The sequence below is a fragment of the Corynebacterium renale genome, from assembly GCF_002563965.1.
Classification (GTDB): Bacteria; Actinomycetota; Actinomycetes; order Mycobacteriales; family Mycobacteriaceae; genus Corynebacterium; species Corynebacterium renale.
Window position 1 is genome coordinate 1,113,808 of the sequence record NZ_PDJF01000001.1, and the last position, 22,277, is coordinate 1,136,084.

Sequence of the window (22,277 nt, forward strand, 5' to 3'; positions counted from 1 at the left end):
CCGCCGCCGCATAGGGCGCAGGTTGGTCACAGGAGGGGGTGAAAACGGGTTATGAACACCCGATTCTGGCTTATGCGGCGCTCCTGAAACCTCTACACTGTTGAGCTCGCCGCGCTACACGCACCCCTGACGGGACGTGGGCGCGGTCAGTTATTTCATGTAGTGGTAGTAAGGATTGATTCTTATGGCAGGTGCGCCGTCTGAGCACACCGAACAGCCCACCCCGCAGTACCGGGTAGGGCCGATCATCACGGTGCTAGTGCTTTCCGCGATGATCATGATTATGAATGAGACCACCCTGTCGGTGGCGCTGCCGTCGATTATGGCGGACTTTGGGGTAGGGGCCGACGTGGTGCAGTGGCTGGTCACCGGCTTCCTGCTCACCATGGCTGTGGTCATACCGACAACCGGGTGGCTGTTGCAGCGCTTCACCACGCGGGCGCTGTTCATCACCTCCCTGACGCTTTTTGTTATCGGTTCCGTGTTGGGTGCACTGGCGCCGGCGTTCTGGGTTTTGTTGCTGGCCCGCGTCGTGCAGGCGTGCGGTACGGCGATGCTGCTGCCCATGCTCATGACGGTCACCCTGACTATCGTCGCCCCCGAGCGCCGTGGCGTCATGATGGGCTTGAACTCTGTGGTCATCTCCGTGGCACCGGCCGTGGGGCCAACTCTGGCGGGCTTCATCATTAACGCCCAGACGTGGCATCACCTGTTCTGGGTCATGGTCCCGATTGGTATCGTCGTGCTCATCGCGGGCATCTTCGTCCTCAAGAACGTGGGTGTGACCCGCAAGGTGCCGCTCGACGTGTTCTCGGTGATCCTGTCGATCATCGCGTTCGGCGCGCTCGTCTATGGCTTATCGACGGTAGGCCAGCTCATCCAGGGCGGCTCCTCCTGGCCGATCGTGGCGCTGCTCATCGGCTTCGTTGGTGTGGCGTTCTTCGCGTACCGTCAGCGGTACCTCGGCCGCACGGGCCGCGCCCTGCTTGACCTCACCCCGTTTACGGTGCGTAACTTCGTGGTCTCCGCAGTGGTTGTGGTCATGGCGATGGCCATGATGCTCGGAACCGTTAACGTCCTGCCGATTTACCTGCAGTCCTCCCTGGGTGTGACCGCGTTGGCTACGGGCCTCATCGTCTTGCCGGGTGGCCTGATTCAGGGCATTATTTCGCCTTTCATTGGTCGCCTCTACGATTCGGTGGGCGCTCGCCCCATCGCTATCCCGGGTGCGTTGCTCATGTTGATTGCGCAGTGGTGGCTGCATTTCATCATCACCCCGGAGACCAGCGTCACCGTCCTGATCTGCGCGCACGTACTCTTCAACGTGGGCATGGCCCTTGTCATGACCCCGCTGATGACGATCTCTCTCGCCTCGCTGCCGGGCCACCTCTACCCCCACGGTTCTGCGGCGATGAATACGCTACAGCAGCTTGGTGGCGCCGCCGGTACCGCGGTGCTTATCGCGGCGATGACCATCGGCACCACCCACGCCATGCAGGGTGGCGCGGCCGCGGAAGCTGCGACGGCGCACGGCACCGGCCAGGCGTTCGTCGCCGGCGGCATCCTGGGGATAATCGCTGTGGTGGCTTCCTTCTTCATCGGCACACCCCCGAAGGTCACCCGCGTGGTTGAAGAAACCCCATAAGTATGTGTTAGGGTAAAAGCATTACTGAACAACCAGGGTTGTTACTTCCCCTCAGCTGGGAAGGCAAGACCTGGGAATGGTACTTGGCGTACTGTTCCCAGGTCTTTTTGCTTTTCAACCCCGGCGTGACCAGAGAAGAAAGGTGAAGGCAATGGCTCAGACCGGCCTCGATACCGTCGCCGCGGATATTTTGCGCAATATCGGCGGGGCGGACAATATTGCGTCGTTCACGCACTGTGCAACGCGCTTACGCTTCGAGCTCCACGATTCCTCCAAAGCGGACAAGGAAGCTTTGGAGGCAAACCCCAAGGTGATGGGCGCTGTCCCGCAGGGCGCACACAACTACCAGGTCATCATCGGTGGCGACGTGGCAACCGTGTACAACGCCATGAACCGCCTGCCGGAAATGCAGGCCCGCAGCGGCGCATCCGATGCCGACGTGAAGGCGCAGGCGCGCAGCAAGGCGCGCGGAAAGAATGCCCGCTTGGACGCGTTCTTCGAATACCTTTCCGACTCCTTCCGCCCGCTTCTGGGCGTGCTCCTTGGCGCTTCGCTGATCATCGCTTTCGCCGCGGTCATGGATGCGTTTGGCGTCGCTGACTTCCGCGCTGAGGTCAAGACTCCAACGTGGCAGTTCATCGACGCGATGTGGCGTTCCGTCTTCTACTTCCTGCCCGTCTTCGTGGCGTATAACGCCGGCAAGAAGCTCGACATTGACCCCTGGGTTCCAGCCACCGTGATCTTCGCGCTCATGACGCCCGAATTCATGGGCCTCATGGACAATCCGGCCGTGACCACCGAAGTCAACGAGCTGCTGGGTACGGAGACGCACTCCGTGACCGTCTTCGGACTGTCGATGCTGCTCAACGATTACGGCGGGAACGTCTTCGTCCCGCTGATCATGGCACCTGTGGCGGCCCTGGTGTACAAGGGGCTGCAGAAGGTTATCCCTTCCTCAGTGCACATGGTCTTCGTGCCGTTCCTTACCTTGGCCGTCATGATTCCGGTCACGGCATTCCTCATCGGGCCGTTCGGCATTTGGCTGGGCAACATCATCGGCGTGGGCTTGGCGTGGCTGAACAGTAATGCGCCGTTTGTCTTCGCGATCTTGATCCCGATGCTGTACCCCTTCCTGGTTCCGCTTGGCCTGCACTGGCCGCTGAACGCGCTGATGCTGGTGAACATCAACACGCTGGGCTACGACTTCATCCAGGGCCCGATGGGCGTATGGAACTTTGCGTGCTTCGGCGCTACCGCCGGTGTGCTCGTCCTGTCCATGCGTGACAAGGACCCGGCCATGCGCCAGACGTCTGCATCCGCCCTGGCAGCAGGCCTCTTTGGCGGTATCTCCGAGCCGTCGCTCTACGGCATCCACCTGCGGTACAAGCGCATTTACCCGCGCATGCTGGTCGGTTGCTTCCTCGGTGGTGTAGTTATCGCGATCCTGTCCGCGGGCTCCGGGGGTGTGCAGACCAACGCGTTCGTCTTCACCTCGCTGCTGACCACCGTCGTGTTCAGCCCAATCGTGCCGTACCTCATCGCGATTGCGGTGTCTTTCTTCACCGCAATGTTCCTGATCATCTTCACCGACTACCGCACCCCGGAGGAGAAGGCAGAGGCACTCGCCCGCGCTGAAGCCGCCCGCGCCGAAGAATCGCTTAACGACGACGCCCCCGCCCCCACACCTGCACCCGCAGCACACGCTCCGGCAGCTACCGCGCAGGTGCTGGCACCGGTTGCTGGGCAGGTTGTCGCCCAGGAGTCCATCGCGGACGCTGCGTTTGCCGCCGGTGCTCTCGGCCGCGCAGTCGGCGTAGTCCCGGAGGCTGACGAGGTGCTCGCCCCACTCTCCGGCACGGTGATCTCCGTGGCTAAGACTGGCCACGCGTACGGCATCAAGACCGACGATGGGGTAGAGGTCTTGGTCCACATCGGTATCGACACTGTGAAGATGCCGGAAGGGTCGTTTACGGCGAACGTCGCAAAGCGTGACCGCGTGGAAGCCGGCGACCTGCTGGCAACGTTTAGCCGCGCCGACATCACGGCCGCAGGCCTGGATCCCACGGTCGTGGTATCCGTGGTCAACGCGAAGCAATGCCAAGAAGTAGAAGCCGTGGGCGCCGGTACCGTCGCCGTGGGTGAAGCGCTCTTCGCCGTCACCCGCTAGGTTGTAGGGCATGCACATTCTGCGGGTCTTCAACAACAATGTTGTCCTTGCGCGCCGGGGCGATGAGGAAGTCATCGTCACCGGGCGCGGCCTGGGTTTTCAGGCGAAATCGGGCGACGAGCTCGACCCGCAGAAAGTACAAAAAGTCTTTGTGCCTAGCGACGGCCGCGACCCCGACCACCTGGCCATCATGCTGGCCCAACTGCCGGGCTCGACGATCAGCCTGGTCAACTCGGTCCTAGAGGATGTCGGCGCACCAGATTCCGCGCGCAATTCCATTACGTTCGTGGTAGCCGTCGCCGACCACATCGACCAGGCGTTAAGGCGCACCATCCGGGGCGAACACATCTCCTATCCCCTCGAGGCCGAAGTACGTCACCTCTACCCGGAGGAACTGGAAAGAGCCCGCCAATTCGTCGCCGCGTTCAACGACCGGCAAGAAGCAATGGTCGCCCTGCCCGATTCGGAGGCCATCGCGCTGGCCCTGCACTTTGTGTCTACCAGCTTCACCACAGGCGACCTTTCGTTTACGTACAAGATGACGGGGCTTATTGAGCAGATTATCGACGTCATTAGCTCCGAATACGGCGTTGAACTCGACACCGTCAACGTCTCCGTCGCCAGGTTCATCACGCACCTGCGCTACTTATTCGTCCGCATCTCTCAGGAGCAACAGCTGGCAGACGAGGCCCCACAAATCGCCGCTGCGATCAACGAGGCCTACGCCCGCGAAGCCAGCCTGGCAGGGCGCCTAGCGTTCATGATTGAACTGCGTTTCAACACTGAACTGACCCCCTCAGAAGTGTCTTACCTCACCCTGCACATCGCCCGCATGGCCGGCACCCCAACCGAACTTTAACTGCTCATTTCGGGGTGTTCGCTACCAGCGTACAGGCGTCGATAAGCGCTGTAAGCTGCGGTTTCTTTAAAATTCTGCGTCCGAAGCGCTTCTTTACGCGCGCGGGCGCATTTTTTCACCTATCGCGCGGGTTAGAGTAGGTGACACTGATTTACTAAGAAACTAAAAGGGGTTGCACCATGTTTGAACGGTTTACTGACCGCGCACGGCGCGTCATCGTGCTTGCTCAAGAAGAAGCACGCATGCTCAACCACAACTACATCGGCACCGAGCACATCCTGCTGGGCCTGATTAGTGAAGGCGAAGGCGTTGCAGCCAAGGCACTCGAATCCATGGGGATTTCCCTGGAGGACGTGCGCCGCGAAGTAGAAGAAATTATCGGCCAGGGCACCCAGCCGCACTCCGGCCACATCCCATTTACCCCGAAGGCTAAGAAGGTCCTGGAGCTCGCGCTCCGTGAGGGCCTGCAGATGGGCCACAAGTACATTGGCACCGAATTCCTGCTGCTGGGCCTCATCCGCGAAGGCGACGGCGTTGCGGCACAGGTCCTGACCAAGCTCGGCGCGGACCTGCCGCGCGTGCGTCAGCAGGTTATCCAGCTGCTTAGCGGTTACGAAGGCAACCCGCAGAACAACCCGGAGGGCCCAGCAGCCGGCCCGGTTGGCGCGGGTGCCGCGTCCGGTCCTGGTGGCGGCGGGGGCCGTCAGGGTGAGCGTTCCAACTCCCTGGTCCTAGACCAGTTTGGCCGGAACTTGACCCAGGCTGCGAAGGACGGCAAGCTTGACCCCGTGGTCGGCCGCTCGAAGGAAATTGAGCGGATCATGCAGGTGCTTTCGCGCCGTACCAAGAACAACCCAGTCCTGATCGGCGAGCCCGGCGTGGGTAAGACCGCTGTGGTTGAGGGCCTGGCGTTGGACATCGTCAACGGCAAGGTTCCGGAGACCCTGCGCGATAAGCAGGTGTACTCGCTTGACCTGGGCTCCCTGGTCGCAGGTTCGCGTTACCGTGGTGACTTCGAAGAGCGCCTGAAGAAGGTGCTCAAGGAGATTAACCAGCGCGGCGACATCATCTTGTTCATCGATGAGATCCACACCCTCGTCGGCGCAGGTGCCGCCGAAGGTGCTATCGACGCTGCCTCGCTGCTCAAGCCGAAGCTGGCCCGTGGCGAGCTGCAGACCATCGGCGCCACCACGCTTGATGAGTACCGCAAGCACATCGAAAAGGACGCCGCCCTGGAGCGTCGCTTCCAGCCCGTCCAGGTCGACGAGCCATCCGTCGAGGACACCATCCAGATCCTGAAGGGCCTGCGCGACCGCTACGAGGCACACCACCGCGTGTCCATCACCGACGGCGCACTGGCTGCCGCGGCCCGCCTGTCCGACCGCTACATCAACGACCGCTTCTTGCCAGACAAGGCCGTCGACCTCATCGACGAGGCCGGCGCCCGCATGCGCATCAAGCGCATGACCGCACCAGAGGGCCTGCGCAAGATCGACGACCAGATCCAGGAAGTCCGCAAGGAAAAGGAAGCCGCGATCGACGCGCAGGACTTCGAGAAGGCGTCCTCCCTGCGGGAAAAGGAGCGCACCCTCAACGAGGAGCGCAAGGAACGCGAAAAGCAGTGGCAGAACGGCGAGCTGCAGGACATCGCTGAGGTCGGCGAAGACCAGATCGCAGAAGTCCTGGCCAACTGGACCGGCATCCCCGTGTTCAAGCTCTCCGAGGAAGAATCCACCCGTCTCCTCAAGATGGAAGAGGAGCTGCACAAGCGCATCATCGGACAGGACGATGCGGTCAAGACCGTGTCGCGCGCTATCCGACGCACCCGTGCCGGCCTGAAGGACCCGAAGCGTCCATCCGGTTCCTTCATCTTCGCCGGCCCCTCCGGTGTGGGTAAGACGGAACTGTCCAAGGCTTTGGCCGAGTTCCTCTTCGGGGACGAAGACTCGCTCATCCAGATTGACATGAGTGAGTTCCACGACCGCTACACCGCCTCGCGCCTGTTCGGTGCCCCTCCGGGATACGTCGGCTACGAAGAGGGCGGCCAGCTCACCGAGAAGGTACGCCGCAAGCCGTTCTCCGTGGTGCTTTTCGACGAAATCGAGAAGGCACACAAGGAGATCTACAACACCTTGCTGCAGGTCCTGGAAGAAGGCCACCTCACCGATGGTCAGGGCCGCGTCGTGGACTTCAAGAACACCATCTTGATCTTCACCTCCAACCTGGGTACCCAAGATATTTCCAAGGCTGTGGGCATCGGATTCTCCGGCTCCACCGCCTCGGATGAGGAAGCCCAGTTCAAGCGGATGAAGAACAAGGTGCACGACGAGCTGAAGAAGCACTTCCGCCCTGAGTTCTTGAACCGTATCGACGACATCGTGGTCTTCCACCAGCTCAACCAAGAGCAGATTGTGCAGATGGTCGACCTGCTCATTGGCCGCGTGGAACGTGCCCTCGACGACAAGGACATGGGCATCGAACTCACCGAGAAGGCCAAGAACCTGCTGGCCAAGCGTGGCTTCGACCCCGTCTTGGGTGCACGTCCGCTGCGTCGCACTATCCAGCGCGAAATCGAAGACGCACTCAGCGAGAAGATCCTCTTCGGCGAAATCGGTGCCGGCGAAATCATCACCGTGGACGTCGAAGGTTGGGATGGTCAGTCCGAGGACTACAAGGACGCCGAGTTCACCTTCACCCCACGCCCGCGCCCACTGCCGGAGAACTTCCACCTGGAAGACGCTGCGGTTGAAGAAGCACAGGAAGACGTGGCAAAGGCAGCCTCCGGCGACGTCCCGGAATCTGAATAAAACCGTCTAAACCAGTAGCCTCCCGCCCCTCACCGGGCGGGAGGCTACAATCTTGTGCCATGGGTATTTACTTTCGCGACAAGGTTAAGACCGGCAAAAACTCCTGGCTCAACCTCTCCAAATCCGGGGCCTCAGCCTCCACGAAAATTGGGCCAGTCACCGTCAACTCACGTGGCGGGTTCTGGGTTAATCTCCCCGGCGGCCTGAACTTCCGGGGCCGCTGGAAGTAAAAACTACGGCAGGCTGAAACCGGCTGCGTTGTGGTCGGCGAGGCCGTCGTCGAGAAGCGAATGCAGGCATCGGGAAACCTGCGCACCATCGGGCCACACCGCAAAAATCTGCTCCTCGGACACCGGTTCCTCCGCCGAGCGCAGTAGGGCCATAATTTTGCCGCGCACCTGACGGTCGGTGCCGGCAAATTTTTGTACCCGACCCTTTGCTTTTGCCAGTTCTTCCTCGGTGGGGCTGGGTTGGCCGAGCGCCACCCAGGTGCAAAGGTCTTCGATGGGGCAGCGCTCGCAGTACGCGACACGCGCGGTGCAGATGAGGGCGCCCAATTCCATGATTCCGGCGGAGTAGGTGGGGCCTTCGTCGTCGGGAAGCAGGGCAGCGGCGTGCGCCAGTTCTTTCTTTGACGCGGGCGGGGTGAGGTAGTGGCCGTCGTGGGCGCGGGCGATGACGCGGCGGACGTTGATGTCTACGACCGGCACATTGTGGCCGAAGGCGAAGCATGCGACCGCGCGCGCCGTGTAATCCCCAATCCCGGGGAGAGCCAGCAGCTCCGGGACGGTGTCCGGCACCTTTCCGCCGTGGACTTCCACGATGCGGCGGGCACACTCCTGGAGACGCAGCGCACGCCGCGGATACCCCAGGGTGGACCAGGCGCGCAGCACGTCCGCGGTGGGGGCGGCGGCAAGGTCGGCGGGGGTAGGCCAGCGGTCCATCCACTGCCGCCAGATAGGTTCCACGCGCGCGACCGGGGTCTGCTGGCTCATGACTTCGCTGAGCAAGATTGCCCACGGCGTTGTGCCCGGTTCCCGCCAGGGGAGGGGCCGGGCGTTGGCTTTGAACCAGTCGATGATGCGGCGCGCGGTGGGGGTAGACATAGGGGACCAGTCTAAACGTTGGCCGGAAAAGTGCCAGAATGTGACCTATGGCATTTTCCTCAGTAACTCCTCAGAATCCGCAGGGCGTGTGGGACGTCCTCAAGGCTGGCAACGCTCGTTTCGCGCAGGAACGCGCTGAGCACCCGCATTCCGACATTGCGCGCCGCGTGCAGTTGAGCTCCGGCCAGGCGCCACGCGCCGTCGTTTTGTCGTGCTCGGATTCGCGTGTTCCCGTTGAGCTGGTCTTTGACGTCGGCCTCGGGGACATCTTCGTAGTGCGTACCGCCGGCCACATTTTGGATATGGCAGTTTTGGGTTCCCTCGAGTTTGCTATCGACGGCCTCGGCGTGGACCTGGTCGTGGTCATGGGCCACGAGTCCTGCGGTGCTGTCGCTGCGACGGTCGCGGCCCTCGACGGCGGGGACATCCCCGATGGCCTGCAGCGCACCCTCGTGGAGAAGGTCGCGCCTTCGGTGTTGGTGTCGCGGCGCAACGGATCCGCGGACACGGCTTCGGCTGAGCGCACTCACGTTGAGGAAACCATCGACCAGCTTTACCAGCGCCTTCCGTCCTTGCGCAGCAAGATTGAGGATGGACGTTGCGGGCTGGTGGGCTTGCGCTATTTGCTTGACGACGGCCACGTGGAGGTCCTCGACACCCACGGCGTGAAATAACACCACAGGCGCCCAAAAGCGCTTATGGTTAGGGGTGTGACCTCCCAAGAACCGCAGCGTTTACCGCAAGAGATTTACGTGCGCCGTCGTGTTGCGGCGGCAGCTGTGCTCGTTGTCCTCCTTGTCTTTTTGGCGTGGCTGGGCAGCGTCCTGCTCGGGGGCGACGATTCGGAGAACCCGGATTCGGCCGCCGTGACCACGACGTCGGAGACGACTTCTTCCACCCCGGCTGAGACAACCACCGCGACGACGACCGAAACGTCGACGGCTGTCACCTCGTCTGAGGAGAAACCGACCGAATCGACGCAGGCTGCGGCTGCGAAAACCACGTGCGAACTTGGCGACTTAGAGCTTGCCGTGCGCGTCACTCCGACCACTGTGACGGGTAACCAGCAGCCGGAGTTTTTCGTGGACGTGAAGAATCCGACGAAGGCCGATTGCGTGATTGATACGTCGGAGGAGCCGTTGCGTTTTGAGGTCTATGACCTGAACACGAATCAGCGCCTGTGGTCGGATATTGACTGCAACCGTGCGATGCTGACGGGCGAGGAAACCTTCAAGGCTGGGGAGACCCGCCACTTCAACGCGGTGTGGTCCCGCACCACGAGCGCACCTGGCGCGTGCGAGGCGCGTCAACCCGTCCCTGCTGGTGGATACTTCCTCCACGGGGTCATCGGCAATAATGCCTCGCCCGCGGAGACTTTTAACGTCCGCTCTTAAAAGTCACCCCGATTGCCTCTTTGACCGTGGCGACTTCACGCACACTAATTCCTTTGACGGGTTTTTCTACCGTCCCCTTCGGCACGATGGCGTGACTGAATCCCAGGCGCGACGCTTCTTGGAGGCGGCGAACCACGTTCGGCACGCGACGCACTTCTCCGGCTAACCCCACTTCCCCGATGACTACGGTCCCGGCGGGAAGTGGGGTTTCGCGCAAGGTGGACACTGTGGCCAGGGCACATGCGAGGTCGGTTGCTGGTTCGCTGATGCGCACGCCACCGACGGTTGCCACGTACACGTCTTTGTCTTGGGTGGGTAGGCCAGCGCGGGCGGCCAGCACGGCAAGGACCATCGGGACGCGGTTCGAGTCCAAGCCGGTGACTACGCGGCGCGGGTTCTTCGCACCGGTCTGGACGGCCAGGGCTTGGACTTCGGCAAGCATGGGGCGCACGCCATCCATGGCCACGGTGACGGCAGAGCCGTCGGGGGTGGAGTCTCGGTGTGAGAGGAATAACCCGGAGGGGTCGGGGACTTCGCGGATGCCGTCGGATGTTTGCTCGAAGCAACCGACCTCATCGGTAGCGCCGAAGCGGTTCTTGATTCCGCGCAGCATGCGCAAGGAGGAATGGCGGTCCCCCTCAAAATTCAGGACGACGTCCACGAGGTGCTCCAGGACGCGCGGCCCGGCTACGTTTCCATCCTTTGTCACGTGGCCCACCAGGAGGATCGGGATCCCCGTGGTTTTCGCCAGCGAAGTCAGCGCCGCAGTGACTGCGCGCGATTGGGCCACGCCACCGGCCACGCCCTCCACGCCCGAGGCCTGCATGGTCTGCACGGAGTCCACAATCAACAGGGAAGGGGAGACCTGCTGCACATGTCCAAAGACCACATCTAACTGGGATTCTGCGGCCAAGTACAAGGTGTCCTTGACCGCACCGGTGCGTTCCGCGCGCAGGCGCACCTGGCCTGCAGACTCTTCAGCCGTCACGTATAAGGCCTTACGCCCCTGGCCCGCCCAGCGCGCCGCGACCTCGAGCAGGAGCGTGGATTTACCCACGCCCGGTTCGCCGGCCATGAGTACAACAGAACCCGGGACGATGCCGCTTCCCAGCACACGGTCGAGCTCACCAATGCCGGTGGTTTGGGTTTCGGCAGCATTGGCGTCGATGCGTGTGATCGGGGTTGCGGCCGTCGTCGGCGTGAGTGCCTGCACCGTGCCCTTCGCTCCGCCAGGCGACGCAGCGGCGGCGACTGGCGCCTGCTCGGTCATAGACCCCCACGATCCGCATTCGGGACAGCGGCCCAACCATTTGGGGGAGCTGTAACCACACTCGGAGCACACGTGTTGTGGACGTTGTTTCTTAGCCATGGTGCGTTAGTGTAGCCAGCACCCCAGACACGCCTCGCCAACTCGTGTTCGAACACCCCCTGATATGCGAAAACGCCGGCCACCGTGGCGGTAACCGGCGTGTAAAGAAAGCCTGATTAGTGGGCTGCGCGATCGTCGAACTCGCGGTGGAATTCGCCGGACACTGGGGTCGGTGCAGCGATCGTTGCGGTGACCTCGACGGTGCCGGAATCGAAGGTGAAGACAACGTCAGCGTTGCCACCAATTGCGAAGTCATCGTTGGTCAGCGAGGTCGCGGTGTATTCCGTGCACGCAGCGCCCTCATCCTGCGGGTGGCGCTCGATGCCCTCGTCGGAATCGGCAACCAAGGTGCAGGTTGGCTTCAGCGGAGGAACAGCATCAAACGTGACTGGCTTGCCGTCAACGCTGATCGACTGCAGACGGTGGGTTTTCGCGTCCTGGCCCTTCTCCTGGTTGATGGCAACGAACTTCAGTGCGGAAGTGCCATCGGGGTTCACCAGTACGGTCACATCACGCAGTGCGATGGAACCGGATTCGGAGTCTTTTTCAGCACCATCGACGGCTGCGACCTGGGTTGCCGTCTGGGATACCTGGCCTGCCGAGCATGCGGACAGGCCGAGAGCAGAAACAGCGGCGACCGCGATCAGGGCGGCAGACTTCAGCGGCTTCACGTATGGCCTCCAATAAGTAGGGTGTAAAAAGTCAATTCTGCCGACAACCTTAGTGCCCAGGTGAGGTTGACGGTATTTTGCCAGGTTCTTTGAGACTGTTCGGGGTTATCCTTTCGATTGACCAGCCTGGGTGGTCCGGAGGGGCGTCGAGAAGCACTGGCTGAAAGGGCGCCAAATTTCTGGCCGTGGTAGAATCGGCGGTCTACGTGTGACTTTTATGCCACTGTGCAACACCAGGGCAGGGACAAGGAGTGGGAATGGATTTTAAGGTCGGGGATGTTGTGGTGTACCCACACCACGGCGCAGCGCACATCAAGGATATTGAAACCCGTGAAATTGGCGGGGAAAAGCTGGAGTACCTCGTTCTTGCCATTAACCAGTCTGACCTCGTGGTTCGTGTTCCCATCAAGAATGCGGAAATGGTCGGCGTCCGCGACGTCGTAGGTGATGAAGGCCTGAAGACCATCTTCGGCATGCTGCGCATGACCGACGTCGAAGAAGCAGGCAACTGGTCCCGCCGCTACAAGGCTAACCAGGAGCGTCTCGCTTCGGGCGATGTCACCAAGGTCGCCGAGGTAGTCCGCGACCTGTGGCGCCGCGACCAAGGTAAGGGTCTTTCGGCAGGTGAGAAGCGCATGCTCACCAAGGCGCGCCAAATCATCGTCGGCGAAATCGCCCTCGCGGACACTGAAGACAAGGCCAAGACCGACGCCTTCCTCAAGGACATGGAAGAAATGATTGAGCGCCAGGCGCGCGCTGCTGGCGACATCACCACCGACGCAGAGGTCAAGCCTGGCGACGTCGACGTGGACCTCGATGACCTGAGCTTCGATGATGAGGATGACTTCTAAAGACCGCCCGCAGTCTTCTGGTAGGCGCGTCGTCGCACTCGTCGCCGCCGCGGGTTCAGGAACCCGCCTCGGCGCCGAGGTGCCCAAGGCGTACGTGCAGCTCCGTGGACGCACCCTACTTGAGCGGTCCGTCACCGCCATGATTAATGCGGAAGTTGTGGACCACATCATCGTCCTCATCTCCCCGGACATGGAAGACTACGCCGATCGCATCCTGGCCCGCGCAGGTCTCCGCGACCAGGTCCACCTAGTGCACGGGGGCGGGGAGCGCGCTGATTCCGTGTGGGCCGGCCTGCAAGCTATCACCGGTGATACGTGCCCTGACGTGGATGAGGACAACGCCGTTGTCCTCATCCATGACTGCGCCCGCGCTCTCACACCCCCGGGGATGATTGCGCGCGTGGCCCACACCGTGCTCGCGGGCGCGCCCGCAGCAATCCCGGTTGTCCCGGTCGCGGACACCATTAAGACCGTGCGCCCCGCCGGCACCGGCGAGCAGGCGTACGAGGAAGTCGTGGCCACCCCGGATCGTTCTCACTTGCGCGCGGTTCAGACCCCGCAGGGCTTCGACCTGGCCACCCTCATCGCCGCAAATAAGGCCTACTACGAGCAGAAACCCGATTTCGTAGCCACCGACGACGCCTCCCTCATGGAATGGTTCGGCACCCCAGTGCGCACCGTGCAGGGCGACCCAATGGCATTTAAAGTGACCACCCCCATCGACATGACGCTGGCCACCGCAATCACGGACGAAGCCGAGCCCACCATCTTCGAAGTCCCCGATTCCCGCAGCTAGGAGCACTATGATCATCCCGCAGGTCGGCATCGCCACCGACGCTCACCAAATCGAAGAAGGAAAACCATGCTGGCTGGCTGGCTTGCTGTTTAACGACGCCTCCGGCTGCGAAGGCCACTCCGACGGAGATGTCGTAGCGCACGCTCTCGTCGACGCCATCCTTTCCGCCGCCCAGCTCGGGGACTTAGGATCCCTGGTTGGCGTGGACCGCCCCGAATACGCGGGAGTCACCGGTGCCCAATTGTTGCGTGAAGCTGTCGCCCTGTTGGATGAGCACGGTTACGCTGTTGGCAATGCTTCTGCCCAGCTCATCGCCCAAACCCCCCGGTTTGCGGCCCGGCGTGAAGAAGCGCAGCAGGCCTTGAGCGAAGCCGTTGGCGCACCCGTGAGCGTCACCGCGACGACCACAGACCGCATGGGTTTCACCGGCCGTGAGGAAGGCCGGGCGGCCGTCGCAACTGCACTTGTGTATAAGCGTCCCTAGTATGGGGCGCTAAACTCGGTGAGCATGGACATTATCATTCGAGAAACGCCTGCAGAAGTCGCCACCGTCGCCGCTGACCACATCGCCCAATTCGTCCGTCCCGGCGGAGTCCTAGGCCTTGCAACCGGATCCACCCCCGAGGCCACCTACCAGGAGCTCATCCGCAGGCACCGCGCCGGCGAACTCAGCTTCGCAGGGATGAAGGCGTTCCTCCTCGACGAATACATGTCCGTCCCCAAGGACGACCCCCAAAGCTACTACGCCACAATCCGGCGCGTCTTCACCTCCGACATCGACATCAACGACGCCGACGTCCACTCCCTGGACGGCATGACCAACGACCCCGCCGGCACCGCCGCCGCGTACGAAAAAGCAATTGCCGACGCCGGCGGCGTGGACATCCAACTCCTGGGCATCGGCACAAACGGCCACATTGGCTTCAACGAACCAGGGTCCCCGCTGCGTTCCCGAACCCGCCGCGAAATCCTGCACCCGCAGACCGTCGAAGACAATGCCCGCTTCTTCGAATCAGAGGACGAGGTCCCGCGTGTGGTCCTCACCCAAGGCCTGGGGACTATCAGCGAGGCAAAGAACATCCTGCTCATCGCGACAGGCTTCGGTAAGGCTGAAGCTGTTGCTGCCCTGGCAGAAGGGCCGCTGAGCGCACAATGCCCGGGTTCCGTGCTGCAGCTACACAACAACGTCACGGTGGTCATCGACGAAGCCGCCTCCACCCGCCTGGTGCATTCCGAGTACTACCGCTACAAAGATCAGTACCGGTAGGTAGCGCGCTGGCGCGGGTTGCGTGGCGTTCGCGCGGCAGGCGTCGGCGTCGGCGCGTGAATAATTATTGGCTGGGCTTAATATGCCTGGTCGCGCGTGCCTGACGCCTCCGCCGCCACCTGGGATGTTAATTCTGGCTCGTAAGTATGCGCTGGCGCTTATGTTTCGCGCCCCGCGCCACCCGCACCGCCCGGCGCCACCCGCGCCCCAGGCCCCGCGCCCGTTCACCAGCGCCTAGGCGGGAACGGTAGGCTAAGTGCTGTGACTTTCCGTATTTATGACACAGCGTCCAAGCAGTTGCGAGATTTCGAGCCCGTCCGGCAGGGGCATGCGTCGATTTACCTGTGTGGCGCGACTCCACAGTCGCAGCCGCATATCGGGCATGTGCGCAGTGGCGTGGCTTTCGATATTTTGCGTCGCTGGCTCCTGGCGCAGGGCTATGACGTGGCGTTTGTGCGCAATGTTACGGACATCGACGACAAGATCCTGAACAAGGCACAAGAAAACGGTCGCCCCTGGTGGGAGTGGGTTTCCACTTATGAGCGCGAGTTCACCAAGGCGTATGACACCTTGCACGTGCTGCCCCCTTCTGTGGAGCCGCGCGCGACCGGGCATGTGACCCAGATGGTGGAGTACATGCAGCGGCTTATCGACGCCGGTTTCGCCTACGCTGCCGACGGCTCCGTCTATTTTGACGTGGCTGCCTGGAACGCTGCGGAAGGTTCGGATTACGGTCGGATTTCTGGCAACCGCGTCGATGACATGGAGCAGGGCGAGCCCGAGTCGCGAGGGAAGCGTTCTGCGCTGGACTTCGCGTTGTGGAAGGCAGCGAAGCCGGGGGAGCCGTCGTGGCCTACGCCGTGGGGTGATGGCCGCCCGGGCTGGCATCTGGAATGCTCGGCGATGGCGACGTTCTATTTGGGGGAGACCTTCGATATCCACTGCGGTGGCCTCGACTTGCAGTTCCCGCACCACGAGAATGAGAATGCGCAGTCGCATGCTGCCGGTGACGGTTTTGCCCGGTATTGGATGCACAACCATTGGGTAACCATGGCGGGGGAGAAGATGTCGAAGTCTCTGGGCAATGTGCTGTCCGTCCCGCACATTTTGACGTTGGTGCGCCCGGTGGAGCTGCGCTACTATCTTGGGTCTGCGCATTACCGCAGCGTGCTGGAGTATTCGGAGCAAGCTCTCTTGGAGGCAGCCGCCGGTTATCAGCGCATCGAGGCTTTCCTGAAGCGGGTCGGTGAGGTCGATCTCGGCGAGCGGCTCCCGGCGTTCGATGAGGCGCTTAACGACGACCTCTCGGTCCCTAAGGCCCTTGCCGTCATTCACGATCATGTGCGTGCAGGCAACTCGGCTCTGGCGGCCGGGGAGCAGGAGAAAGCCCAGGCCATTGCGTCTGAGGTGCGTGCGATGATGAGTGTTTTGGGTGTGGACCCGTATGATTGGACCGATTCAGCAGCGTCGGGTTCCGATTCGCAGGCGCATGCGTTGGAAGTTTTGGTCGAGGCCGAGTTGGAGCGTCGGGCGCAGGCCCGCGCGGAGAAGGATTGGGCTACTGCGGATGCGGTGCGTGATCGTCTGGCTGCGGCAGGTATTGAGGTCGCGGATTCGGCTACGGGTGCGACCTGGAAGTTAGCAAAGTAGGGAAATAAGTATGGCAGGTAACGATAAGCGCCACGGCGGTGTGCGCAAGACGTCGAAGAAGGGGCCAACCAAGGGCTCTGGCGGTAAGGGCCGTCGCAGCCTGGCGGGTAAGGGGCCGACCCCGAAGGCCGAGGATCGCACGTACCATTCCGCGCATAAGCGCAAGCTGGAGCGTCAACGTCGCGAACAGGGGCGCCACGTGAAGGAACTGCCGGACATGGTCGTCGGCCGTAATCCGATCATCGAGTGCCTGCATGCGAAGGTGCCGGCAGCGCAGCTTGTCGTGGCGTACGGGACGGGCCACGACGACCGCCTGTCTGAGGCCGTCGCAATGGCGAATACTCGCGGGATTCCGGTCATTGAGGTGCCGCGCGCCGAGTTGGACAAGATGACCGGCAACGGCATGCACCAGGGCATTGGCCTGCAGATTCCGCCGTACAAGTACATCGACCACCACGAACTGATTCAGCGCGCCAAGGATTCTGGCGAGCCGGGCATGGTCGTGATCTTGGATAACATCACCGACCCACGAAACCTGGGTGCCGTGATTCGTTCGGTGGCTGCTTTCGGTGGCCACGGCGTGGTGATTCCGGAGCGTCGCTCTGCATCCGTGACAGGTGTGGCGTGGCGTACCTCGGCGGGCACGGCGGCACGCCTGCCGGTGGCGCGTGCCACGAACGTGACCCGTGCGGTCCAAGACTTCCAGAAGGCTGGCTACCAGGTCGTGGGCCTCGAGGCCGGCGGCCAGCACACCCTGGATTCTTATGATGGCGGCACGGATAACGTGTGCATCGTCGTCGGGTCTGAGGGCAAGGGCATTTCGCGCCTAGTGCGGGAGAACTGCGACGTTCTCATGAGCATCCCCATGGAATCGTGGGTGGAATCCCTCAACGCGTCGGTTGCGGCGGGCGTGGTGCTCAGTGAGTTTGCGCGCCAGCGGCGTGCGCAAAAAACTGCCCAACAATAGCTCCGGCATCCACGTCTGGGGCGTGGGCGCCTAGCGTCGATAAGCTGGGGCGCGTACCGCCGATGACGTGCCCGGCCCCTGCCATCGTGTAGACGGTGACGGGGGCTTTCGCATTATTCCATGCGGCGACGGTTGCGGCGGTCTCGCCAACCGAAAGGACCGTGCCCCGGGTGTGTGCCCGTCCGCCGGAGTAGGGGACGATGGGGTCGGCGTCACCGTGCATAATCAGCACCGGGGTCGGTTCCCAGCCCGCGCCGGGCAGGAGGTTGTCCGCGGTCGCAAGGGGCGCGGAGAGGACGGCGGCGGCGGTGGCGAAGCCGGGGGCGTCGCGAAGCACCCTCCAGACCATGTGCCCGCCGTTAGAGAAGCCGACCAAGAAGACGCGGCGCGCGCCAAAGTGGGTGGCGAGCCCTTGGAGAAACCCCACATCGTCGGTCTCGGCCGCGCGCGTGGCCTCGGGGAGGGTGGCGCGGCAATCATTCCAATGGTTCTCCACTCCGTCGGGGTAGACGGTGCGCACACCCGGGTATTCGAAGTGACGGCCGGTGAACACCCGCATCGACGGGCCCGACTGCTTCGAGCCGTGCAGCACGATGATCAGGGTGTCGGATTCTTCCCCGGCGACGAGCACGCGCCGCCCCGCGATGGTGGCAAACATGTCTTAGAGCCTAATGCGGCGGTCGCGTGCCCAGGCGTAGGCCCGGCAGAGCAGGTAGATAAGGAAGCTTATCGACGTCACAAACACCGACACCGGCAGCCCCGGAGCAAGCGATGCAACCAGGCCACCGACGGCCGCTATTTCAGCGAAAACCACAGCCAGGACGACCGCCAGTTTGGGGTTCGCAGTCACGTGCAATGCTGCCGCGCCGGGGGTAATGAGCAGCGCCATGACCAACAGCGCTCCCACGATCTGCACCGACTGCGCTGCCGCGAGGCCGAGGAGCATGGAAAAGCCGATCGCGATCGCCTTGATCGGAACACCACTGGCGGCGGCCATGACGGGGTCCACGCTGGCGAAAAGCAGCGGGCGCCAGAAGAGCGCAATTACGCCGACCACAATCGCGCACACGATAATCAGCGACCAAATCGAAGCGGAACTCACGCCCACGATCTGCCCGGTCAGCAGGGAGAACGCGGCCTTAGAGTTGCCGGGATACAGGTAGATAAAGAGCACGGAGAGTCCGAGCCCGAAGCTCATGACCACGCCAATCGTGGCGTCCTGGGTGCGCTGTTTGAGGCCCAGGACCGCCAACAGGACGGCCGCCGCGACCGCCCCCACGACGGCGCCCACGCTCACGGATACCCCTAGCAGCAGCGCCGCCGACGCACCCATGAGCGCAAGCTCAGAGGTTGCGTGCACGCTAAAGGACATAGAGCGCAACACCACAAGCGGTGCAATGAAGCCGGACAACAAGCCCAGCAGCGCAGAAGCGATGACGGCTTGTTGGACGAAGTCCACGCTGAGCAGTTCCCACGTCGTCATTTAGAGCACCACCTTCCGGCCGTCGACGTCCGCGACGGTCACTGGGGTGCCGTACAGAGCGGTTAACACTTCGCTGGTCATTACTTCGGACACTGGGCCGAAACGGTGGCCGTTCGGACCCAAGTACAAGACCTTGTCCGTGGCCTGGAGGACTGGGTTGATGGAGTGCGTTACGCAGAGCACGGCCACGCCTGGCCGGCGCCGGAGCTCATCCAAGCGGGCCACCGTCTGTGCGGCCACGGCCGGGTCGAGGGAGAGCAGGGGTTCGTCCGCAAGGATGAGGTTCGGGTTATGGGCCAAAGCTTGGGCCTGCCGAACTAACTGCTGCTGGCCCCCGGATAACGTGCCGACGCGGCGGTGCGCCAGGTGGAGGGCGCCTACGTCGGAAAGCAACTGCTCGACCCGCTCTTGCGGAGCGCGGTGCAGGGGGCGTGGCTCGACAGCCAGGGCCACCACATCGTAGGCGCGGACCGGAAGGTCGCGGGGGAACATGCGTTGCTGTGGGATAAAACCGATGCGGCCACTGACTTCAGCTGCACCGGAGGTGAAATCCTGCACGCCCATAATCGCGCGCAGGAGGGTGGATTTGCCCACCCCGTTGGGCCCGAGCACCGCCACGAACTCGCCCGGTTCCACCGTGACGTTGAGGTCTCGGAACAGGGGGTCGATGGCGGCGCGCTCGAGCCGCAACACAGGCGGCACTTAGACCACCAACATGAACGGGATGATGATGATCTTGAAGATCAACGCCAACGCTGTCGTGGCGTTGTAGCCACTCATGATGCGCGAGTCCGATGAGTTTTCCATCGCATACTGCAACACAGCTGGCTGGAGCAGGATACCTGCCATACCACCGTTTGCACGTGGCGCGGACTGGCCGATGAGGTAGGCGATGAGCAGGAAGCCACCACACCCGGCCAGCGCCGTTGCTGCGGACAGCACAATAGTCTTCAGACCACCCATGGTGAAGGCCGTCTCGACGAATGCCGGGCCGGAAGCCACACCGACGGCAGCAAGGAAGATCATGAGGCCGAACTGGCGCATCGTGTAGTTCGCAGTACGTGGCAGCTGCCAAGCGACGCGACCGGTGCGCTGCAGGGAACCCAGAATCAGGCCGGTGAACAGTGGGCCGGCTGCCGAACCCAGGGCGAACGAAGAACCGCCAGGAAGTGGGATCTCGACCAGGGCCATGAGGAAGCCGATAGCCAAGCCACCTGCGGTAGCAATCCAGTCCAGTTCGGAGAAAGACTGGATGGAGTCACCGAAGTACGCCTTGACGTCTTCTGCGCGGGAAGACGGGACGATCACCTGGACGGTATCGCCCAGCTCAACGTGGGTGTCGTCGGTAGCCAAGATCATGTCGTCACCACGGCGGATACGCAGTACCTGTGCGCGGTGATTCTTGTACAGCGGCAGGTTGCCCAGACGCTGGCCCGCAATGCTCTGGTTGGAGACGCTGAATTCCTGGACGGTCAGGTGGTTCGAGGTGCGCGCAGACATGGGGCCCAAGCGGCGGCCCACGTTCTTGATCAGCTTCGGCAGGGCAGCCTTGGTGGCGATGACCATGATGCGGTCACCCTTTTTCACCTTCGGATTATCGTTGACGATGCGGATCTCTTCGCCGCGCTGAATGGTGGCGACGCGGAACTGGTCGTCGAGTTCGTCGAGAAGCTTCTCCAGGTCGACGTCCTTGGTCACCGCCAGGCGGACCAGGCGCATGATCTTCTCGTCCGGGTTCTCCTGGTCGCGCTTTGCCTTCCAGTTGCGGCCGACGGTGAAAGCGACCAACAGGATCGCCACGAACACGCCGGTGGGGTAACCGATGGAGTAGCCGACGGCAGGGACATCAGAGCCGGTCTGCTCAGCAGCCAGCGACAGTGATGGGGTCGAGGTCAGCGCACCGGAGAACGCGCCCACTGCCAGTTCGCGGGACAATCCCAGGGGAACAGCCACAACGATCGCGGCGACTGCACCCATGACGATGGCAACCAGGGAACCGAGCATGAGGTCCCACTGTTCCTTGAAGTCTCTGATGAGGTTCTCGCCGGCTTCGAGGCCGACCATGTACACGAAGAGACCCAGGCCTAAGTCCTGGAGGAGGGGTAGGTAGTCGCCGGGGACTTCCACGAAGGCGCCGACGAAGAGGCCCATGAACAAGGCGCCGGCGGCACCGAACTTCACAGGCCCAAAAGGTATAGCACCGAAGATGGTGCCAATGGTGATGACGAGGAACATCACCAGGATGGTGTTCCCGTCAAGGAGATTGATTATTGCATCCACTATGCGCTCTATCTAGGAAAGGTCAGATAAGTACGAACGCATAAATTCTAGTCGCGGGCTGCAACGGCCTCAAAAGATGAGACGGCTTGTCCCAAGAACTCGGTGTAGGACACTCCCTCCTGCGGGGTTTCCGTAATGTCTACAACGGGGATGCCTTTGGCCCGGGCCGCGTCAGCGATTTTCTTGGTCACATCGGTTGCTGTCTGCGAGTTGTCGATGAGCACGTCAATCTCGCCGGCCTCGATGGCTGCTAAAAATGCGGCGATGCTTGCGGCGGTCGGCTCGGCCTCCTTGAGAGACTGCTCACGGTACGCATCTGGTGTGGATTCCACCATAGACGAGGCGCTGACCAGGTAATCCGCGATGGTGTGGGTCTGCGCTACCCGCAGCGCAGGCAGTGCAGCCAGGCGCTCCTTGATCTTTTCAAGCTTCTCGACGATCGCTGCCGCATCCGCCGCGCCACCTTTCTCGGTGACCGTGGACTCGATCTGGCGGGCGATGTCCTGTGCGGTGTCTGGGTCGTACCAGATGTGCTCGTTGACGATCTCGCCGTGCCCGTGGTCGTGGCTGTGCCCGTGGTCGTGTTCCCCGCCGTGCTCGTGCTCGTGGTCATGTTCGGTGAGGGGAAGCGGGTGGATGACGGTAGCGCCTTCTTCGAGTGAATCGTAGAGCCAGGCGTCGTAGCCACCGCCGTTGGCGAGGACGATGTCCGCCGCCCGCGCTTTCGCAATGTCGGTTGCGGACGGTTCAAAATGGTGCGGGTCGACTGAGCGGTCCGCGATAATGCTTTCAGTGTCCACGGTTTCGGGGTCCACGACTTCGTCGGCAAGCAATGCCCACGTTGCGGTGGAGGCGACGAGTGAGGGTGTGCCGTCGTTGGCAGTTTCTTGCGACGCGGAGCTGCAGGCGGTCAGCGTGAGGGACGCGGCGGCGAGGGTGGCTAGAGTGGTGCGGATTTTCATGAG

21 protein-coding genes are annotated in these 22,277 nt (G+C 62.4%); 13 read left to right on the plus strand and 8 right to left on the minus strand.

From position 1 onward, the window contains the following. The first annotated feature begins 184 nt into the window (after nucleotides 1-184). The 5 genes from ATK06_RS05260 (at nucleotide 185) to ATK06_RS05280 (ending at nucleotide 7,708) form a co-directional block, all read left to right on the plus strand. Nucleotides 185-1,645 carry an MDR family MFS transporter gene (locus ATK06_RS05260; RefSeq protein WP_048380827.1) on the plus strand — a complete coding sequence of 487 codons (1,461 nt, stop codon included), beginning with the start codon at nucleotides 185-187 and terminating at the stop codon, nucleotides 1,643-1,645. Nucleotides 1,646-1,796: 151 nt separating this feature from the next. After that, nucleotides 1,797-3,812 (plus strand): glucose PTS transporter subunit IIA, encoded by a 2,016-nt coding sequence (locus tag ATK06_RS05265; RefSeq protein WP_098388960.1) that lies wholly within the window; start codon nucleotides 1,797-1,799, stop codon nucleotides 3,810-3,812. Between the two features lie 10 nt (nucleotides 3,813-3,822). Beyond that, complete coding sequence (locus tag ATK06_RS05270) at nucleotides 3,823-4,671, plus strand: PRD domain-containing protein (protein ID WP_048380823.1); 849 nt, start codon at nucleotides 3,823-3,825, stop codon at nucleotides 4,669-4,671. Between the two features lie 179 nt (nucleotides 4,672-4,850). Further along, nucleotides 4,851-7,478, plus strand: a complete 2,628-nt coding sequence (locus tag ATK06_RS05275; protein WP_098388961.1) for an ATP-dependent Clp protease ATP-binding subunit — start codon at nucleotides 4,851-4,853, stop codon at nucleotides 7,476-7,478. Nucleotides 7,479-7,537: 59 nt separating this feature from the next. Then, a complete protein-coding gene (locus ATK06_RS05280) occupies nucleotides 7,538-7,708 on the plus strand; it encodes a DUF4236 domain-containing protein (protein ID WP_083986105.1) in 171 nt (56 codons plus the stop codon). A 3-nt stretch (nucleotides 7,709-7,711) separates the two neighbouring features. Here ATK06_RS05280 and ATK06_RS05285 read toward each other — a convergent pair whose 3' ends face one another. Further along, a complete protein-coding gene (locus ATK06_RS05285; RefSeq protein WP_048380821.1) occupies nucleotides 7,712-8,584 on the minus strand; it encodes an HhH-GPD family protein in 873 nt (290 codons plus the stop codon). A gap of 47 nt (nucleotides 8,585-8,631) precedes the next feature. Here ATK06_RS05285 and ATK06_RS05290 point away from each other — a divergent pair, with 47 nt between their 5' ends. Beyond that, entirely contained in the window at nucleotides 8,632-9,258 is a 627-nt protein-coding gene (locus tag ATK06_RS05290) for a carbonic anhydrase (RefSeq protein ID WP_048380818.1), read from the plus strand. 36 nt (nucleotides 9,259-9,294) lie between these two features. Continuing rightward, nucleotides 9,295-9,978, plus strand: coding sequence for a hypothetical protein (locus tag ATK06_RS05295; RefSeq protein ID WP_231913549.1), 684 nt, complete (start codon nucleotides 9,295-9,297; stop codon nucleotides 9,976-9,978). On the opposite strand, the gene radA is transcribed toward ATK06_RS05295, so the two are convergent. Together radA and ATK06_RS05305 are read right to left on the minus strand one after the other, a co-directional pair. Continuing rightward, complete coding sequence (radA, locus tag ATK06_RS05300; protein ID WP_048380816.1) at nucleotides 9,962-11,347, minus strand: DNA repair protein RadA; 1,386 nt, start codon at nucleotides 11,345-11,347, stop codon at nucleotides 9,962-9,964. The two genes, ATK06_RS05295 and radA, sit on opposite strands and share 17 nt — an antisense overlap. A 116-nt stretch (nucleotides 11,348-11,463) precedes the next feature. Next, nucleotides 11,464-12,018, minus strand: coding sequence for a hypothetical protein (locus ATK06_RS05305; RefSeq protein WP_048380814.1), 555 nt, complete (start codon nucleotides 12,016-12,018; stop codon nucleotides 11,464-11,466). Between the two features lie 257 nt (nucleotides 12,019-12,275). Here ATK06_RS05305 and ATK06_RS05310 point away from each other — a divergent pair, with 257 nt between their 5' ends. The 6 genes from ATK06_RS05310 (at nucleotide 12,276) to rlmB (ending at nucleotide 17,549) form a co-directional block, all read left to right on the plus strand. Next, nucleotides 12,276-12,869, plus strand: a complete 594-nt coding sequence (locus ATK06_RS05310) for a CarD family transcriptional regulator (RefSeq protein ID WP_048380812.1) — start codon at nucleotides 12,276-12,278, stop codon at nucleotides 12,867-12,869. Then, on the plus strand, nucleotides 12,853-13,665 hold the full coding sequence (ispD, locus tag ATK06_RS05315) for a 2-C-methyl-D-erythritol 4-phosphate cytidylyltransferase (protein WP_098388963.1): 813 nt from the start codon (nucleotides 12,853-12,855) through the stop codon (nucleotides 13,663-13,665). Before ATK06_RS05310 ends, ispD begins: the two co-directional genes overlap by 17 nt. Nucleotides 13,666-13,672: 7 nt before the next feature. Then, entirely contained in the window at nucleotides 13,673-14,149 is a 477-nt protein-coding gene (gene ispF / locus ATK06_RS05320; protein ID WP_048380810.1) for a 2-C-methyl-D-erythritol 2,4-cyclodiphosphate synthase, read from the plus strand. Between the two features lie 24 nt (nucleotides 14,150-14,173). After that, nucleotides 14,174-14,932, plus strand: coding sequence for a glucosamine-6-phosphate deaminase (nagB, locus tag ATK06_RS05325; protein ID WP_048380808.1), 759 nt, complete (start codon nucleotides 14,174-14,176; stop codon nucleotides 14,930-14,932). Nucleotides 14,933-15,193: 261 nt separating this feature from the next. Next, entirely contained in the window at nucleotides 15,194-16,582 is a 1,389-nt protein-coding gene (gene cysS, locus ATK06_RS05330; protein WP_048380806.1) for a cysteine--tRNA ligase, read from the plus strand. Nucleotides 16,583-16,592: 10 nt separating this feature from the next. Further along, complete coding sequence (rlmB, locus tag ATK06_RS05335; RefSeq protein ID WP_098388964.1) at nucleotides 16,593-17,549, plus strand: 23S rRNA (guanosine(2251)-2'-O)-methyltransferase RlmB; 957 nt, start codon at nucleotides 16,593-16,595, stop codon at nucleotides 17,547-17,549. On the opposite strand, the gene ATK06_RS05340 is transcribed toward rlmB, so the two are convergent. The 5 genes from ATK06_RS05340 to ATK06_RS05360 are packed head-to-tail and all read right to left on the minus strand — an operon-like array spanning nucleotide 17,500 to nucleotide 22,274. Continuing rightward, nucleotides 17,500-18,207: a CE1 family esterase gene (locus tag ATK06_RS05340; RefSeq protein ID WP_053072833.1), complete on the minus strand. Its 708-nt coding sequence runs from the start codon at nucleotides 18,205-18,207 to the stop codon at nucleotides 17,500-17,502. The genes rlmB and ATK06_RS05340 overlap by 50 nt on opposite strands. A gap of 3 nt (nucleotides 18,208-18,210) precedes the next feature. Then, nucleotides 18,211-19,032 carry a metal ABC transporter permease gene (locus ATK06_RS05345; protein WP_098388965.1) on the minus strand — a complete coding sequence of 274 codons (822 nt, stop codon included), beginning with the start codon at nucleotides 19,030-19,032 and terminating at the stop codon, nucleotides 18,211-18,213. Next, a complete protein-coding gene (locus ATK06_RS05350) occupies nucleotides 19,033-19,734 on the minus strand; it encodes a metal ABC transporter ATP-binding protein (protein WP_231913548.1) in 702 nt (233 codons plus the stop codon). Then, the gene (locus ATK06_RS05355) at nucleotides 19,735-21,312 is read right to left on the minus strand and encodes an aspartate-alanine antiporter-like transporter (protein WP_309543691.1); all 1,578 of its coding nucleotides are present in this window, start codon (nucleotides 21,310-21,312) and stop codon (nucleotides 19,735-19,737) included. A gap of 47 nt (nucleotides 21,313-21,359) precedes the next feature. Further along, nucleotides 21,360-22,274, minus strand: coding sequence for a metal ABC transporter solute-binding protein, Zn/Mn family (locus ATK06_RS05360; RefSeq protein ID WP_098388966.1), 915 nt, complete (start codon nucleotides 22,272-22,274; stop codon nucleotides 21,360-21,362). Nucleotides 22,275-22,277: the final 3 nt, after the last annotated feature.